Annotated in this window: 14 protein-coding genes and 1 pseudogene; 3 read left to right on the top strand and 12 right to left on the bottom strand. The window is 71.0% G+C overall.

The features are described 5' to 3' along the window. Nucleotides 1–7: 7 nt before the first annotated feature. From rodA to IPI43_21915, 5 genes are read right to left on the bottom strand one after another with little or no spacing between them, the layout of a single operon-like run. Nucleotides 8–1117 carry a rod shape-determining protein RodA gene (gene rodA / locus IPI43_21935; GenBank protein ID MBK7776758.1) on the bottom strand — a complete coding sequence of 370 codons (1110 nt, stop codon included), beginning with the start codon at nt 1115–1117 and terminating at the stop codon, nt 8–10. Nucleotide 1118: 1 nt separating this feature from the next. After that, entirely contained in the window at nt 1119–3035 is a 1917-nt protein-coding gene (gene mrdA / locus IPI43_21930) for a penicillin-binding protein 2 (GenBank protein MBK7776757.1), read from the bottom strand. A gap of 2 nt (nt 3036–3037) precedes the next feature. Beyond that, nucleotides 3038–3577, bottom strand: a complete 540-nt coding sequence (mreD, locus tag IPI43_21925; protein MBK7776756.1) for a rod shape-determining protein MreD — start codon at nt 3575–3577, stop codon at nt 3038–3040. Next, a complete protein-coding gene (mreC, locus tag IPI43_21920; GenBank protein ID MBK7776755.1) occupies nt 3574–4467 on the bottom strand; it encodes a rod shape-determining protein MreC in 894 nt (297 codons plus the stop codon). Before mreC ends, mreD begins: the two co-directional genes overlap by 4 nt. A 58-nt stretch (nt 4468–4525) precedes the next feature. Further along, entirely contained in the window at nt 4526–5560 is a 1035-nt protein-coding gene (locus IPI43_21915) for a rod shape-determining protein (GenBank protein ID MBK7776754.1), read from the bottom strand. A gap of 358 nt (nt 5561–5918) precedes the next feature. Here IPI43_21915 and IPI43_21910 point away from each other — a divergent pair, with 358 nt between their 5' ends. Beyond that, nucleotides 5919–6641 carry a sigma-70 family RNA polymerase sigma factor gene (locus IPI43_21910; GenBank protein MBK7776753.1) on the top strand — a complete coding sequence of 241 codons (723 nt, stop codon included), beginning with the start codon at nt 5919–5921 and terminating at the stop codon, nt 6639–6641. Between the two features lie 9 nt (nt 6642–6650). Next, nucleotides 6651–7340, top strand: coding sequence for an HD domain-containing protein (locus IPI43_21905; protein MBK7776752.1), 690 nt, complete (start codon nt 6651–6653; stop codon nt 7338–7340). A 19-nt stretch (nt 7341–7359) separates the two neighbouring features. Here the strand turns inward: IPI43_21905 and IPI43_21900 are convergent, their stop codons facing one another. The 4 genes and pseudogenes from IPI43_21900 to IPI43_21885 all read right to left on the bottom strand — a co-directional run bounded on the left by IPI43_21900 (nt 7360) and on the right by IPI43_21885 (nt 12339). Next, nucleotides 7360–9132 carry a 5'-nucleotidase C-terminal domain-containing protein gene (locus IPI43_21900; GenBank protein MBK7776751.1) on the bottom strand — a complete coding sequence of 591 codons (1773 nt, stop codon included), beginning with the start codon at nt 9130–9132 and terminating at the stop codon, nt 7360–7362. A gap of 62 nt (nt 9133–9194) precedes the next feature. After that, the gene (locus IPI43_21895) at nt 9195–10583 is read right to left on the bottom strand and encodes an FAD-dependent oxidoreductase (GenBank protein ID MBK7776750.1); all 1389 of its coding nucleotides are present in this window, start codon (nt 10581–10583) and stop codon (nt 9195–9197) included. Nucleotides 10584–10636: 53 nt separating this feature from the next. Further along, nucleotides 10637–11276 (bottom strand): annotated as a pseudogene (locus IPI43_21890) (class I SAM-dependent methyltransferase). A gap of 88 nt (nt 11277–11364) precedes the next feature. Continuing rightward, entirely contained in the window at nt 11365–12339 is a 975-nt protein-coding gene (locus IPI43_21885; GenBank protein MBK7776749.1) for a LysR family transcriptional regulator, read from the bottom strand. Here IPI43_21885 and IPI43_21880 point away from each other — a divergent pair. Beyond that, nucleotides 12338–14602 (top strand): putative metal-binding motif-containing protein, encoded by a 2265-nt coding sequence (locus IPI43_21880; protein ID MBK7776748.1) that lies wholly within the window; start codon nt 12338–12340, stop codon nt 14600–14602. The genes IPI43_21885 and IPI43_21880 overlap by 2 nt on opposite strands. Here the strand turns inward: IPI43_21880 and IPI43_21875 are convergent. Genes IPI43_21875 through IPI43_21865 form a run of 3 tightly spaced genes read right to left on the bottom strand, consistent with a single transcriptional unit; the run spans nt 14583 to nt 17270 of the window. Continuing rightward, on the bottom strand, nt 14583–15653 hold the full coding sequence (locus tag IPI43_21875) for a ferrochelatase (protein MBK7776747.1): 1071 nt from the start codon (nt 15651–15653) through the stop codon (nt 14583–14585). The genes IPI43_21880 and IPI43_21875 overlap by 20 nt on opposite strands. Further along, nucleotides 15643–16665, bottom strand: a complete 1023-nt coding sequence (locus IPI43_21870; protein ID MBK7776746.1) for an AAA family ATPase — start codon at nt 16663–16665, stop codon at nt 15643–15645. Before IPI43_21870 ends, IPI43_21875 begins: the two co-directional genes overlap by 11 nt. Next, complete coding sequence (locus tag IPI43_21865; protein ID MBK7776745.1) at nt 16662–17270, bottom strand: TetR/AcrR family transcriptional regulator; 609 nt, start codon at nt 17268–17270, stop codon at nt 16662–16664. The genes IPI43_21870 and IPI43_21865 overlap by 4 nt, the downstream gene beginning before the upstream one ends. Between the last annotated feature and the right edge of the window lie 45 nt (nt 17271–17315).

Here is a 17315-nt window from a genome sequence, read left to right as displayed (position 1 = left end):
GCACCGCTCAGTACTGGAAGCGGCGCATCGAGATGTTCATCAGCAACCCGATGCAGATGGACACCGTGAGCACCGACGAGCCGCCGTGGCTGAAGAGGGGCAGCGTGATGCCCACCACGGGCAGCATGCCGGACACCATCCCCAGGTTGATGACCGACTGCCAGAAGATGAGCGCCGACACGCCCACGGCGCACACGGCGCCGAAGCGGTCCTTGGCCTGTGAGGCGATGCGCAGGCCCCAGAGCACCAGGAACAGGTAGAGCCCCACCAACAGCGTGGTGCCCAGCAGCCCCTGCTCCTCGGCCCAGACGGCGAACGGGAAGTCGGAGTGGCGGTCGGGCAGGAAGCCGAACTGGTTCTGCGTGCCCTGCATGTAGCCCTTGCCGAAGACGCCACCGCTGCCGATGGAGACCAGGCTCTGGTGCGTGTGCCAGCCCGCGTCCTGGATGTCCTGCTCGCCGGACCACAGCGCCAAGAACGCCGTGATGCGCTCTTTCTGGTACCCGCGCAGGGCGTAGTTGTACGCCAGCGGTGCAGCGGCCGCGAACAGCGCGGCCAGCGTGAACAGCGAGCGCAGCTTGAGCTGGGTGAGCACCATGATGGTGCCGAAGATGAACGCGCACATGAGCGCGGTGCCCAGGTCCGGCTGCGCCAGGATGAGGCCCATGGGGACCGCCAGGATCATGCCCGGGATGATCAGGTCCTTGAGCGCGCGCCCGTCCGTCTTGGTGTCGTCGTGCAGGAACTTCGCCAGCGCCACGATGAGCGCCACCTTCATGAGCTCGCTGGGCTGCAGCGAGAACGTGCCGATGGGGATCCAGCGCGTGCTGCCGCGGATGCTGCGCCCCAGCAGGAACACCAGCACCAGCAGCACGATGCCGCCACCGTAGGCGAACCAGCCGAAGCGCTCGAAGTGGCGGTAGTCGATGGCGGCCACCAGCGTGGCCACGCCAGCGCCCAGCGTGAGCCAGTAGATCTGCTGGATGTACAAGTCCGCGTAGTGCGCGTCGGCGCTGGTGGCGCTGTACAGGTTGATGACGCCCAGCGTGGCGATGGCCATCACGCAGACGAACAGCGGCCAGTCGAACTGCTCGCGAATTCCGCGTCCGATGGCCATCTCAGCGCGCTCCTCGGGGGCGGCGGGGCTGCCCGCGGCGAGGGGCCGGCTCCTCGGGCGGGGGAGGCGCCGGCCGGTCGGTGGTGCCCGCCAAGTACTCCTGCAGGATGCGCGTGGCGATAGGGGCCGCGTTTCGACCACCGGCGCCGCCGTGCTCCACCAGCACCACGATGGCCACCTGCGGGTCGTCCGAGGGCGCGAAGCCCGCGAACCACGCGTGCGACTGGCGGAAGTAGGCCGCGCGGCGCGCGTCGCCGGAGCGCTGGCTGCCGGGCGCCACCTCGGCCGTGCCGGTCTTGCCGCTGATGGACACGCCTCCCGCGATCATGGCGCTGAAGGCGGTGCCCTCTTCGTCGTTGACGACGCCACGGAGGGCTTCGGCGTTGAACGCGAGGTGCTCGGGGTCCACGCCGAGGCGCCTGCGCACGTGCGGCTCGGGCTCCTCCACCACGGCGCCATCCGGGGTCTCGATGCGCTCGATCAGCTGCGGCGCATAGAGCACGCCGCCGTTGGCGAGCGCGGCGTACGCCAGCGCCAGCTGCAGCAGCGTCACGCGCGTGTTTCCCTGACCGATGGCCGTGTTGAGCGTGTAGCCCAGGCGGAACCGGCCGTAGTGCTCCTCGTACCACTGACGCGAGGCGAGGAACCCGCGCGCCTCGCTGTTGATGCCGATGCCCGTGCGCTCCGCCAGCCCGAAGTCACGCGCGTAGCGGTTGAGCCGGTCGAGACCCACGCGCTCCGCCAGGGCCCAGAAGTACACGTTGCACGACTGCACCAGCGCCGAGCGCATGTCCACGTCGCCGTGCTGCGCGGTGCAGCGCATGCGCTGGTTACCGATCTTGAGCGAGCCCTCGCAGAACACCAGCTCGCGCGGGTCCATGGCGCCCTCTTGCAGCGCGGAGAGCGCGCTGAAGGGCTTGAACGTGGAGCCCGGGAAGAACGTGTCGTAGATGGTCTTGTCGATCAGCGGACGGTGCGGGTTGTCCACCATCTCGCGGTAGGCCTCCACGGACAGGCGGCCGGTCAGCTCGTTCAGGTCGTAGGCCGGCTTCGAGTACAGCGCGCGGATGCGCCCCGTGTGCACGTCCACCACCACCACGCCGCCCGAGGGGTGCCCCTGGAACGCGCGCTGCGCCATGCGCATGAGCTCCATGTCGAGCGTGAGCACCACGTCGTGGCCCGGCACGGCCTCACGGTGGCTCTCGCCTTCCATGGGAGGGGCTTCTTGCTCGGTGAGCCGCCGGCCACGCGCGTTCACCATCACGTGTCGAAACCCACGTCGCCCGCGCAGCACGCTCTCGAGGCTGCGCTCGATGCCCATGCGGCCCACGCGGTCCCCGGCCCGGTAGTAGTTCTGGTCCGCCAGGCGCTCGAGGTCTTCGGCGCTGACCTCGTTCAGGTAGCCGACGGTGTGCGCCCCCAGCGCGCCGAAGGCGTACTGCCGCACGGGCCCGGCCACCACGTCGATGCCGGGCAGCTCGGGGCTGTGCTCCTCGAGCGCGGCCACCTGGTCACGGGTGATGTCGGCGAAGGCGCGGATCTGATGCGTGCGCCGACGGGTCTCCACCGTCTCGATGCGGCTGCGGAAGGACTGGGCGTCTTCGGGGGTGAGCCCCATCAGGCTGACCGTCAGGTCCATCTGCTCGGGCGAGAGCAACGAGGGCGTGGCGTACACCGTGTACGACGCGCGGTTGGTGGCGATGGTCTGGCCCCGCGTGTCCCGGATGATGCCGCGCGTGGCGCGCTCCGTGAGCGTCTTGGTGACGTTGTCGCGGGCCGCCTCGCGCCACTCGTCGGCGTGCACCACCTGCAGCGAGAGCATGCGCACCATGAGGCCGCCGTAGGCCAGCACCGCCACCAGCGCGAACCACTTGTAGCGCTTGCGGAACTCGCCGACCTCGCGGCGCTGGGACAGCATGATCACGTGGCTGCCGACTCCCTGCGGCCAGTGGCCGTGTCCTCGATGGAGCGCATGGCGGCGAACACCACCGGTGACACCAGGGCCGTGGCGAACGCCGTGGCCACCGTGCTGTAAATGAGCAGCCGTGAGCCGCCGTCCACGGCGAAGGGCGCCTCGGCCTCGAAGATGGAGCGCACGCCCGTGGTGGCCAGCCCGAAGAGCGCCGAGGCCACGAACGTGAGCCCCACCTGGAACCACGGGCCGCGCAAGAAGACCCGCAGCCCCATGCCGCGCACGATCAGGTACGTGGCCATGGTGAGGAACGTGTGCACGCTCATGGGCAGCCCGCAGAAGCCATCGCTCAGGTAGCCCAGCAAGAACGCGATGACGGCGCCGCGCACCAGCCGCACGTCCGGGGAGACCCCCAGGAAGATGGCCATGGGCAGCACCAGCTGCGGCGTGAAGGGGCCCAGCGCCACGGCGCGCCAGACCACGGAGCGCAGCAGCAGGAGCGCGAAGCCCAGCGCCACGATCAGCACGCTGCGCTGGAGCGTGCTCATCGCGGGGCCTCGAGGTCCAGCTCGGGGACGTCGGCCGAGCGCTCGTCGGCGGTCTGCTCGCGCGAGCCGCTGGTCAGGATCAGCACCTCTTCGAGGGCCGAGAAGTCCACCGACGGCGTGACCTCGGCCTGCTGGTAGAGCCCGAACTCACGGCGCCTCACCTCGGTCACGCGGCCCACCAGGATGCTGGCCGGGAAGCGGTGGCCGAGGCCGCTCGTGTACACGTCGTCGCCCACGCGGATCTCGTCGGTGCGCTCCAGGTACTCGATGCGGGCGGCGTAGCGCGTGCGCTCGCCGGTGCCCCGCAGCATGCCGCGCGTCCCGGTGCGCGGGATGATGATGTCCACGGCGCTCTGCTGGTCCACGGTGAGGCGCACGTCCGCGCGGTCACCGAACAGCCGCGAGACCTGGCCCACGAGCCCCTCGGACGAGACCACCGGCATGCCCACGCGCACCCGGTCACGCTCGCCGCGGTCCACCACCAGGCGCACCACCCGAAAGTACTCCGACGTGTCTTTGCCGATCACCTGCGCGCTCACCGAGTCACCTCCGATACGCGTGCGCAGCTCCAGCAGCTGCCGCAGACGCTCGTTCTCGTGACCCAACAGGCGCAGCTGGCGGTTCTCTTCCCGATAGCGCGCGTTGTCGAGGCGCAGACGCTCGTTCTCGCGCCCCACGTCCACCAGGTAGAAGTACTCCTGAATGACGGCGCCCACCGCGTCGGCCGCGCTCACGCCAGCCTGCTGCAGCGTGCCGCTGAGCTCCACGATGACCTTGTCGAACGCGTTGACCTTCGACGGGTCCTTCAGATTGGCCTGGAGGACCAGGAAGGGGAGGATCAGCAGCGCCACGGAGATCACTGCATCTCGAAACCGCCGAAGTGTGTTCATGCGCCCTTCGGATCCCAGTCAGGAGCTCCGCCATCGCGCGAGCGATCGCGGGCAGCGGCTATTGGATCGTCACTTCCTTGAGCAGGCGGGGGTGGTCCAGCACCTTGCCCGAGCCGAGCACCACGGCGCTGATCGGGTCGTCTGCCACCATGACCGGGAGGCCCGTCTCTTCGCGAAGCAGCACGTCCAGGTTGCGCAGCAGCGCGCCGCCGCCCGTGAGGACGATGCCCTTGTCCACGATGTCGGCCGACAGCTCGGGGGGCGTGCGCTCGAGCGCGGTCATGACCGCCTCGACGATGGCGTTGATGGGCTCGCTCAGGGCGTCGCGGATCTCGTCACCGTTCACGATGACCGTCTTGGGCACACCGGCCACCAAGTCGCGCCCCTTGACCTCCATGGTCAGGGTCTCGTCGCCGGCGTGGGCGTTGCCGATGGTGCACTTCACCCGCTCGGCCGTCTGCTCGCCGATCAGGAGGTTATACTTGCGCTTCATGTACGCGATGATCGCGTCGTCCATCTTGTCGCCGCCCACCCGCACGGACTGCGAGTAGACGATGCCGGCCAGCGAGATGACGGCCACCTCGGTGGTGCCCCCGCCGATGTCCACGACCATGTTGCCGCTGGGCTCGGTGATGGGCAGGCCAGCCCCGATGGCGGCCGCCATGGGCTCCTCGATGAGGTAGACCTCGCGGGCCCGGGCGCCCTCGGCGGCTTCCTTCACGGCGCGCTTCTCCACCTCGGTGATGCCGAAGGGCACACAGATGATGATGCGGGGCCGAACCAGGGTGCTCCGGTTGTGCGCCTTGTTGATGAAGTAGCGGAGCATCGCCTCGGTGATCTCGAAGTCGGCGATGACGCCATCACGCAGCGGCCGGACAGCCACGACGGAACCGGGCGTGCGGCCGAGCATTTCCTTCGCGGCCTTGCCGACCTCGAGCACCTTCTTGCCGCCGCGCGGGTCGCGCTGGACGGCGACCACGGACGGCTCACAGCTCACGATGCCACGCCCCTTGACGTAGATCAGGGTGGTAGCCGTGCCGAGGTCAATGGCGAGGTCGTTGGAGAAGAGTCCGTAGAGCCAGTCGAATAGCATCGGGACGAACCTGCGAGCGGAGGCGCTCGCCTAGAGGACAGAGAACGTTGGGAGTGAAAGTCTGGTGGCGAGGGTGGGGTCAGGGCGGCCAGAGGTCGACCCGAACGGCTCCTCACCAGTTCTTTCGTCCGAGGAACAGGGGAGATTGGTCTTAACAGATCGATGGGAGGCGATCAAGGAGCGCCCAGAAAGGGCCCGGTGTCGGCGGACCGACACCTACAGGGAGGATACTCCGAGGCCGACCCAGGTGCGAGAATGTAACCAAACTCAGCGGATGTAGGGTCGCAGCGGCCAACCAAGCTCGGCATAGTGCGCACTTCCACCCAAGGATGGCGAGCCTGATGGTTCCGATAGGCAGATGACGTCCCGCGACGAAGAGCAGCCCCAGGTGGGCGCCGAAGCCCGAGGCCGAGAGGCCGCGGAGCTGGTCGCCGCCGCCCAAGCGGGGGACCGGCGCGCGTTCGAGGCGCTGGTCCTGCGCTACCGGCCCCGCATCTATGCCCTGGCCCTGCACCTCACGGGCAGCCCCTCCGACGCGGACGACATCACCCAGGACGCCTTCCTGCGGGCCTACGCGCGGCTGCACGAGTTCGAGGGGCGCAGCCAGTTCTTCACGTGGCTGTACCGCATCGCCCTGCACCGCGCGCTCAACGTGAAGCGCGACCGGGGCCGGCGGCCCACGGCGCCGCTGGACGACCCGCGTATCACCGCCGCTATCGCGGTGGATGCGGCGGGAGACCCCGCTCGCACCCTCGAGCTGCAGGAGGCCTATGGGCAGCTGCTGGCGGCCTTCGACCGGCTGAGCCCCGTGCTGCGCACCACCGTGGTGCTCACCACGCTCCAGGGCATGAACTACAGCGAGGCGGCCGTGGTGCTCGAGACCACCGAGGGCACCATCGCGTGGCGCGTGCACGAGGCCCGCCGGAAGCTGCGCGAGGAGATCACGCGGCTGCAAAAGGACCCCACGCCCACCATCTTCCAGAAGCGCGCGCGGCGCATCAGCCACATGCGGGACAAGCCCGAGGTGTGGACGGTGGCCATCGGGCAGCTGCTGGGTGACGGCGGCGGACACGTCGCGTAGGTTGCGCCGATGCCCCCCTCCCCCACGCGCGCCGAGCTGCTCGAGCGCATCGCGAGCGATTCGTGCTTGGCCACCCTGCTGGAGCGGGTGACCCCGCGCATCGCCGGGGACCCGGGCCACGACGTGGAGCACGCGCTGCGGGTGGCGCGGGCCGGGCTGCTGCTGGGCGGCGAGGACGTGGACCCGCGCGAGATGATCGCGGCCGCGCTGCTGCACGACGTGGTGAACCTGCCGAAAGACCACCCGGACCGGGCGCTGGCCAGCGAGCAGAGCGAGGCCGTGGCCACCGAGTGGCTGCTGGAGCTGGGCTTCAGCGAGGAGGCCGCGAGCCGGGTGGGGGCGGCCATCCGCACGCACAGCTTCAGCCGCGCCGAGGCGCCCACGTCGTTGCTAGGCGAGGCGCTGCAAGACGCCGACCGCCTCGAGGCGCTGGGCGTCATCGGGGTGTTCCGCACCATCTCCACGGGCTCGCGCATGGGCGCCGAGTACTTCCACGCCAGTGACCCGTGGGCGGAGGACCGGGCGCTCGACGACCGGCGCTACTCCATCGACCACTTCTTCACGAAGCTGTTCGGCCTGGCGGCCACCATGCGCACCGAGGCGGGCCGGCATGAAGCCGCGCGCCGCGCCGAGGTGATGCGCGAGCTCCTGGAAGAGCTGAGCACCGAGCTGGGCGTGCCGCTGCCCACCCTGCGCTGAGGCCCGGAAGCGTGGCCCCTCAGGGCGGGCAGACCATGGGGCGGCGGCCCGGGTAGTCCACGCGCAGCCGCGAGGGGTCGAACAGCGCAGTGTCCCGCCCGTCGATCACGCCCCCACGCCGCTCCAGCAGCTCTGCGATGCGGTCGCGCATGGGTGGCCCGGGCTCGATGACCACGGCCCCCTCGGCCCGCAGCCGCCCGAACGCGTGTCGGTCGCCGGTGGCCAGGAAGTCGTTGGTGATCATCACCAGCACGCGCCGGTCGGGGATGGCTCGGCCGCGCGCGTCCTCGAGCCTGACCGCCACGCGCCCGGCCTCGCAGCGGGCTCGCACGCGCAGGCCGCTGATGAGCAGCAGGCCGTTGTCCTCGCTCAGGTTCTCTTCGTACATCTCGCGCACCTCGCGGGCCGTCAGACGCACGCGCGCGAAACGATTGTCGAAGGGGATGGCCTCGTAGAGTTCGCCGTAGGTCAGCGGCCCGGCCGCGATGGAGTGGCGCACGCCGCCCGCGTTCAGCACCGCCACGTCGGCGTCGGGGTAGAGCGCGCGCATGAGGTCGGTGAGCAGGTTGCCGAGCGGCCCCTCGTCGCGATGGCGGCGCTCGAGCGGGACGGGCACCGAGACACCGAGGCGGCGCGCGCGCAGGGCCTCGGCGCTGGCCAGGGCGTCGCGCGTGGCGGCCAGCACGCCCTCGTGCGGCACCACCGGGGCGCCTTCGTACGGCGAGGTCTCGCAGGTGCCCAGCTCGCCGTGCTCGTTGTCGCAGGTGAAGTGCGGCGGGTGCAGGCGCACCTCGGTCACGCGCGCGGCGCCGGGGTCCACGGTGATGTCCACGCGCCCGAACGCCGCCCCGTTGGCGTAGCTCTCGATGATGGGGACGCCCGAGACCACGTGCGCCACACCCGCGTGCGAGTGGCCCGCCACGATGAGGTCCACCACCCCGGGCCCCAGCTCGCCGGCCAGCTCGAAGACCTCTTCGCCGGCCTCGCAGCTGCTCAGGTCGTGCGGGTCCTCGAACTGGTTGCAGCGCCCGCCCGCGTGCACCGTCAGCAGCACCACCACGGCCCCCTGCGCGCGAAGCCCCTGCGCCTGCTCCCGCACCGCGGGCGCGAGCGGCGTCACCATGAGGTCACGCACGTTGTCGGCCAGCGTGGAGGTGAGCGCCTCGGCCGTGGTGCCGCCGATCACGCCCACTGGGACGCCCCGCGTGCGGGCCGGGTCCAGCATCACCGAGGCCTGCACGCCGCGCCAGCCCAGCGGGCGCCCGTCCCGGTAGTGCAGGTTGGAAACCAACAGTGGGAAGCGCATCTCGGCCACGCGCGCGAGCAACGCGCCGCGCGGGTCGTCGTTCGGGCCGGCCGGCGTGGCGTCGGGGCCCACGGGGCCATAGTCGAACTCGTGGTTGCCCAGCGCCGCCGCGTCGTACCCGAGCGCGTTGAAGGCCGCCACCATGGGCGCGCCCTCCGCCATGTTGGACTCGAGCGTGCCCTGGAAGATGTCGCCCGCGTCCAGCAGCACCACCGCGCCGCCGTCCGCCGCGCGCACGCGCCGCAGGTTCGAAACGTACCCGCCGATCACGGCCAACCGCCCGAGGCGCCCGTGCACGTCGTTGGTGGCCATGACGCTCAGCGTGAATGGCGGCGGCGGGGGCTCGGTGGGCGGCGCTGCGGGCGGCTCGGCCGCTGGGGTCTCGGGAGGCGGCGCCAAGGGCTCGCGGCCGCAGCCCGTCAGGACCGTGAGAGCGAGGGTCAGCGCCACGAGTGCGGTGTGCGGGGGCGCGGCGGGAAGGCTCATCGGCCCCGATGGTAGCGAGAGACCCGCCGCGAGAACAGGCGCGAGGGGCGCACGGGCGAGACCTAGCGCGCGTAACCGGGGATCTCGGGTGACGAGACGCCCAGCGAGCGCGCCGCGTCGAGCCCGGACAGGAACGCACCGTGGACGGTGGACGCGGTGGTGAAGCGCGTGCCCTCGCCAGCGAAGAACACTCGGTCCGCGACGGGCGCACGCACGGCGTCCATATCGGCTGGCGAGGCTCCGGTCGGGATGAACGCATAGGACCCACGCGCGAACGGATCGCTCGTCCAGCGGGTCACGTGGGTGGCCGTCGGCTCGGGGACCTCGCGGCCCAGCAAGACGGCCAGGTGCTCGAGGGCACGCACCACCAGGTCGGCGTCGCTCGCCGTCGCCTGGGCACTGCGCGCGTAGGCGCCTCCGTAGAGCACCACCAGCGTGGGCGCGCCCGCCTCGCGCGTGAGGTCGAAGAAGCCGGGCATCTCCCCGTCGACCTCCGAGATCACGAGCCCCGAGTTGTCCTCGATGTCGTCCCAGAACAGCGTGTCGAAGCGGAAGATGACCTTCTCGAGGTTGGCGAGGTCGAGGCGCGCGATGGCCTCCAGCTTCTCGGTGGGGAGCGGCGGCTCGAACGCGATGCTCCCGGCCCGGAGCACGCCGAGCGGCACCGTGACGATGACGTGCGAGCCCATGACGGCGCCGCTGCTCGCGTGCACCGTGACCCCGGTGGCGTCGTACTCGATGCGCGTGACCACCTCGGAGAGGCGCACGTCGAGCCCCTCCGCCAGGCGCTCGATCAGCTGCCCGTAGCCGCCCACGATGAGCTGGTCGCCCCCGCGCAGCGCGGGGTCCTCGTCCACCCAGCGCAGCGACTGGAGGCCGAGCGGCGCGGCGTAGTCCAGCTCGAGGTAGTTGCGCTCCAGCATGGCCCGACCCAGCAGGGCGGCGCGGAGGTCGAGGTCCTCCTCGGCGAAGAAGGCGTCGCTCCCGTCTGCCACGCTGGCCAGCGGTCCGAGAGAAGAGCGCAGCGCCGGGAGCCGCGTGAAGAAGCGGTCCGCCGTGCCGAACGCGGCCTCGATCTCGGCGTCGTCGAACGGCCCCTCGGTGGTGGACACCGCCAGGGCCACATCGTCCACGTCATCGTCCACGAGCGTGAACCCATAAGCCTCCGCGACCCCCACCAGCGGGTTGTCGCGCACACCGTGCAGCCACGCAGCCCCTGCGTCCACGGCCACTCCGTCGAGGGACACGGTGTGGATCCGCCCGCCGAGACGGTCGCGCGCCTCGAGCACCACCACCTCGTGGCCGGCGGCGTGCAGCGCGCGGGCGGCGGCGATGCCGGACATGCCAGCTCCCACCACGATGACCCGCGAGACAGGGTGGACCGGCTGCGGCGCGGCGGCACTGCACGCCGAGAGGAGGCTGGCCAGGGCAACGAAGAGGACGACTCGCACGGTGCGTGCGTGGTAGTGCGGCCCGGAGCGAGCCACAAGCCGACTCGCAGGCGCTAGCCGAGAGGTTTGGTGGCCAGCATGAACGCGATGGTCGGCTCCGCCCCCACGTCGGGCTGCTGCACGTCCACGAAGCCGGCAGCGCGCACCTCGGCCTCGAGCATGCTCTTGCGCAGGACGGTCACCACCTCGGGCGCCTTCCCGAACGCGCGCGCCACGGCGAGAATCGGCCGGTAGGGCACGAGCGACTCCCCGAGGACGGCCGTGGACGAGGCGAAGAACCCGCCCGGCTTGAGCAGGGAGAACATGCGCGCGAGCGCGGCGGGGCGGTCCTCCATCAGGTGCAAGATGCTGTAGGCGCAGATGCCGTCGAACGACTCGGGTGCGAAGGCCGTGAACGAGTCGTCGAAGGGCCCGACGTGGAACGTGACGTTGTCCACGCCGGCAGCGGCCGCCTTGCCACGCGCGATGCGCACCATCTCCGTGGAGATGTCGAGCCCGTGGATCTGGGCGGCGCTGGGCGCGAGCCGCAGCGCGAGCGAGCCCGTGCCGCAGCCGATCTCGAGCAGGTGGTGCTCGGGCCGCATGCGCGCCCTTGGTGAGCGCGATCTTGCGGTCGAAGGCGGCCGGGTTCGCCACCGGTGTGCGCGCGTACTTCTCGGCGATTCCATTCCAGAATAGGGCGTTGTCGGTCATGTGAAGTTCCTCGACGCACAAGCTACGCGGACGAGACGCGCCACGCTCGGTGTGAGTTCGGGACGGGCTGGTGCAGGCGCGCACCATCTCACTGGTCAGGGGTGCCGCGGAACAGCGTGGCTTCGGCCCGCAGTGCGTCCGCCACGGCGGCGCGCGTCTTCCGAATACGGGCGTTGTCGCGCAGGTCGGGGTGGCTCAGCACCCAGAAGTCCCCCACGTGGCGCAGGTCGGGACGCGCGAGTCGGCGCAGCGCGGGCACGCGGTCGCCCACGTAGGTGGGCAGCATGGCGAGCCCGAGTCCGTGCTCGGCGGCCTGCACCATGAGCTCCACCGAGGCGAACGAGCCCCACGCCGGCACGCTCGGATGGCTCGAGCCCGCGATCATGGACTCCTGCAGCTTGCGGTCGTCGTAGGAGGCCCAGCGCGGGCTGCTGCCGGGCAGCTCCGGATCCAACCTGGCGGCGTGCGCCACGCCCACGTAGCTAGAGAGCATGATGGGGACCACCTTCTGTCCCAGCAGAAACTCGGGGGGCACGCCATCGACCGCCAGCGCTCGTACCGCGATGTCCGCTTCGCGCCGCGCCAGGTCGAAGGGGCGGCCGTCGATGGTGAGCGCGAGCTCTATGCCGGGGTGCTCGCGGGTGAGCCCTGCCAGCGCCGTCACGAGGATGCGCGACATGTAGGCATCGCTGCACGTGATGCTGACGGGCCCCTGCAGGCGCTCGTCCTGGCCCACCACGCCGCGCTCGAGGGCGGCCATCTCGGCCTCGATGCGCTCCGCCCCCGCGAGCATCTGGCGCCCGGCGTCGGACAGCGTGTAGCCATCGCGGCTGCGGTCGAACAGGCGCGCGCCGAGGCGCTCTTCCAGCGCCTCCACGCGACGCAGCACGGTGGAGTGGCTGACGCCGAGCGCCACGCCCGCCGCTCGGACGGTGCCGGTGTGGGCCAGCGCCAGGAAGTATCGGACGTCGTTCCAGTCCACGAATTGCCTTGATACCACGCACGGCGCCGTCTGCGTGGCATCTCCGGGGGTCCAGAGCGGAGCCGTGATATCGTGGCGCATGGCTTCGCAGCTTCCCCCCCGCGCCGCTGTCCTCCTGCTCTTCACGCTCGCCTCCTGCGGAGGCGACGGCCCCGCCCCGGGCGACGACGCCGGCGCGCTGTGCGTGACCGCCGACGACTGCGACGACGGCCTCTTCTGCACGGGCGTCAGCGTGTGCGCCCCGGCTTCCCCCTCCGCCGATGCGCGCGGCTGCGTGGCTCCCGCAGGGGGCGCCTGCCTCGCGGGGCAGCTCTGCTCGGAGGCCGAAGAGGCGTGCACCACCGACTGCGCGGTGACGCAGGACGCCGACAGCGACGGGCACCGCGCGTTGCTCTGCGGCGGCGACGACTGCGACGACTCGGACTCGCTGCGCTTCCCCGGCAACACCGAGGTCTGCGACACCACCCAGCACGACGAAGACTGCGACCCGCTGACGTTCGGCTACCGCGACCAGGACATGGACAACACGCCGGACGACCGCTGCTGCAACGTGGACGGCGACGCCCTGAACTGCGGCACGGACTGCAACGACAACAACCCCACGGTGAACCCGAACACCTCCGAGGTGTGCGACACGTTCGACAACGACTGCGACGGGGACACCGACGAGGACCTGATCTCCAACCTGTACCCCGACGTGGATCAAGACGGCGCGGGCGACGCGAGCGCTGCCCCCGTGATGGGCTGCGTGACCGGCGGCAACCTCGTGAGCAACAACAGCGACTGCGACGACGGCAACGCCGCGAGCAACCCGGGCGCCCCCGAGATCTGCGACGTGCTCGACAACGACTGCGACACGCGCACGGACGAGGGCACCGTGGACGTCCCCTGGTACGTGGACGCGGACGGCGACACCTACGGCGACCCGGGCGAGCCCACGGTCTTGTCCTGCGTCCCCGTCGCAGGCCGCAGCACCCGCGCGACCGACTGTGACGACGACGCCGCGACCACCTTCCCGAGCGCGCCGGAGCTGTGCGACCGCGTGGACAACAACTGCTCGGACGGCGGCGGCGCGGAGCCCCTCGAGGACGTGGACATGGACGGGCATGCGGCGCTCGACGCCGCCTGTTCTCTGGGCGACCTGCCACGCGACGACTGTGACGACGCGGTAGGGAGCGTGTACCAAGGCGCGCCCGAGCTGTGTGACCGCCTCGACAACGACTGCTCGTCGGGCGGAGGCCTCGTGGCGTCCGAGGACGCCGACATGGATGCCCACGCACCCATCGGCGCGGCATGCAACGGCGGCTTCCCCGCCGACGACTGCGACGACACGGACATGATCATGTACCCGGGCGCCGCGGAAGTGTGCAATCGGCGCGACGACGACTGCTCTCTCGGCGGCGGAGTGGACACCGCCGAAGACGGTGACAGCGACGGTCACGCCCCCATCGGCGGCAGCTGCAGCGGCGGGCTCCCCGAAGACGACTGCGACGACGCCGAGGAGACGACCTACCCCGGCGCGACCGAGACGTGCGACCGCATCGACTCGGACTGCTCAGTCGGAGGCGCGGTGCAGACGAGCGAAGACGCGGACCAAGATGGCTTCGCCCGGACGAGCGGCGCGATGTGCACCATGGGGTTCCCCAGGACCGACTGCAACGACGCGCTCATGACGGTGAACCCGAGCGCCACGGACATCTGCAACGCCGTCAACGACGACTGCGACAACCGGACCGACGAGCTGTGCGCCAACGGCCTCGCGGCGGGGGCCGGCCAGAGCACGATCGAGTTCAACGCCACCAACGGCTCGTCGAGCGCCGAGAGCGGCCTCTGCGCGGCCGGCCAATACATGGTTGGGGTTCGACTCCACGTGGTCCTCTACATGGGGGGCATGGGGGATGGGCCTCTCAACGGCATGAGGGCCATCTGTGCCACACCGGCGGTCGAGAGCGTGGCGCCGGCGCCGTTCTCCTACGTGGTCACCACCACCGGGTTCACCTCGAACGCGGCGTTGGTGGGGGACAACACGGCATCGAGCAGCTGGACCACCTCCACGTCGGACCTGGTCTGTCCGGAGGACACGTTCGTGACGCGCATCTACTCGACGGGCGGCATGATCGAGTGCACCAGCCTGACCATCACGGGCTCACAAGGGGCCTACGGGCTCGCGCGCGGCCCGGTCACCACGCTGGGCGTGCCGCGATTCACCACGCTGAACCCGGGCGCCTGCCCGGTCGGCTGGCTGGTCGCAGGCATCACGGGCCGCCAGAGCACCGGGACTCCCGGCTTCGACCAAGGGAGCGCCGTGTGCCGCGAGCTGACGGTCACGACGGTCGCGCCATAGGCCTCTGCGGGTTGTAGGCGCAGCAGCCGGGCGGACACGTGGATGGCAGCGCTGGCCCCACGCCCACGAAGCGCGGCGTGACCCGCGCCTCCGTGCTCTCGATGAGCCGCTCCTGCACCAGCTCGCGCAGCGCCGCCACGAAGGCCGGGTGCGAGCCCACCGTGCCGGCACGCGCGAACGTGAGCCCCAGCGACAGCGCCTTCTCGCGCGCCTCTTCGTCGAGGTCCCAAAGCACCTCCACGTGGTCGGACAGAAACCCGATGGGCACCACCACCACGGCGGAGACACCGCGCGCCGCCACGGTGGCCAGGTGGTCGGTGACGTCGGGCTCGAGCCACGGCACCTGCGGCGGGCCCGAGCGGCTCTGGTACACCAGCTCGTGGCTGGCGGCGCCCACCGCGTCCGCGACGATGCGTGAGGCTTCCGCGAGCTGCGCCTCGTAGGCGCACGTGGCCGCCATGGCGTTGGGGATGCTGTGCGCCGTGAAGAGGAAGTGCGCCTGTGCGCGCTGCGCTTCGGGCAGCGTGGCCAGCGCGTCGCGCGTGCGCTCGGTGACGGCCTGCAGGAAGCCGGGGTGGTGGAAGAACGGCCGCACCTTGTCCACGCGCGGAGCGCCCTGCCCCACCTCGGCCTGCGCCGCCGCGATGTTCTCTTGGTATTGCCGGCAGCCGCTGTAGCTGCTGAAGGCGCTGGTGAACACCGCCACCGCGCGCTGCACGCCATCGCGCTGCATCTCGCGCAGCGTGTCGGGCAGCAGCGGGTGCCAGTTGCGGTTGCCCCAGTAGATGGGCAGGTCCACGCCATGCGCCGTGAGCTCCACGCGCAGCGCCGCGATGAGCTCGCGGCAGTGGTCGTTGATGGGGCTCTTGCCGCCGAAGTGGTGGTAGTGCTCGGCCACCGCCAAGAGGCGCTCGCGCGGCACGGGCTTGCCGCGGGTGACGTTCTCGAGGAACGGCATGACGTCGTCCGGGCCCTCGGGGCCGCCGAAGGAGACCAGCAGGATGGCGTCGAACGGCGGCTCGGGCGGCGGGGGCGGGGGCTTAGTGCGCATGGCGGAGCTCGTAGACTAGGGCGTCCATGGTGACGCGTGGGTTGGCGTTGCGGTCGAGGCCCTCGAACACCGAGGTGATGGCCGCTACGCGTGCCGCTGCGCGACGTGCGCCCAGGGTGCGAGCGCGCGCTTCGATCTCGCCGGCCACGTGGCGGAAGGCCAGCTCCTCGGGGCGAGCGCCCAGCGCGGCCGCGGCGATGTCGCGGTAGAAGGCCACCAGCGTGTCGAGGCCCTGCTGCACATCGGTCTCGGCCGCGAGCGCGGCGGCCGCGTCCACGTAGTCCCCCACCCGAGCGCCGCGCGTCACGTCGTCCACCTGGAAGGCGAGCTTCAGCAGCCGGTCGGCCACGCCGTCTTCGGACAGCCGCAGCGCGCGCTCGGCGCTCCCACCGGACAGCGCGATGGCGGGGCCACGCAGCTCGGGGGCGATGTCGTGCTTCGCCAGGATGCGCTCCAGCTCTTCGTGCGGCAGCGGGTAGAAGCGCACCCGCTGGCAGCGCGAGCGGATGGTGGACAGCAGCCGGTCCGGGCGCTCGGCCAAGAGGATGAAGTGCACCGCCTGGCGCGGCTCCTCCAGCGTCTTGAGCAGCGCGTTGGCGGCCCCTGGCACCGTCTCGGGGAACGACACGTCGGCGCGCGGGAAGATGAAGAACGTGGCCTGCGCCTCGAAGGGCGCGTACTGCGCGAGCGGCAGGATCTCCTCGCGCAGGTACGCCACCTGCACGTTGCCCTTGCCCTCTTCACGGGGCTCGAACACGCGCACGTCGGGGTGGTTGCCGCTCGCCACGCGCAGCATGGTGTCGGGGCTGGCCCCGAGCTGCGTGAGGTGCGCCTTGGCCAGCGCCAGTGCCGCCAGCTGCTTGCCCACCCCAGCGGGGCCCTCGAAGAGATACGACGAGGCCACGCGCCCCGTGCGCAGCGCCGACGTGAGCACGGACAGCGCGTGGGGCTGCGCGTGGATGCCCTCGAAGTAGGTGCCGGCTCCGGCGCCGGCCGGCTCGCGGAGCGTCACGCGGGCGGCCTCGCCACGCCGAAGAGCGCGAGGCCCAGCGACTCCACCGCGCGCACCACGTCCGCGGCGTTGAGCACGTCGGGCTCCACGAAGGCCTGCATCACCAGCCCGTCCAACAGCCCGATGACGATGCGCGGCAGGATCTCCATGGGGATGGCGGGCTTGATGCCAATCCGGTTGAGCTCGGCGCTGAGGTACTCGTAGATCTGCTCGGCCGCGAGCCGGTAGTAGTCCGCCAGGTGCGGGCGCAGGTTGTCGTCGTACAGGCTCTGGGCCAGCAGGTCGGCCACCACCAGGGCTTCGTCGGTGCGCTCGGCGCGCGCCTTCCACAGCTCTTCCAGGCTGTTGTGCAGCGACTGCAGCGGGTCCCCTCCCGAGCTCCACGCCGCGATGGTGCGCTGCTGCACCGCGTCCGTGGCCGTGGTGAGCACCACCTCGATGAGCGACTCCTTGGTGGGGAAGTGGTAGTGCACCGCCCCCTTGCTCATCCCCGCCTCGCGCGCGATGTCCATCAGGCTGGTGCGCGCGTAGCCCTGACGCGCGAGCACCCGGATGGCCGCTTGCACGATCTGAGACGAGCTCACGGCCGATTTCTTGTACCGCATGGCCCAAACCTGCCGCGCGGGTGGTCTGCGCGTCAACCCAATCCA

It is taken from the genome of Sandaracinaceae bacterium, from assembly GCA_016706685.1.
Classification (GTDB): domain Bacteria; phylum Myxococcota_A; class Polyangia; order Polyangiales; family Houyiibacteriaceae; genus JADJJE01.
Note: the sequence above shows the minus strand (reverse complement) of the source record. Positions and strands in the feature narration are given on the sequence as shown.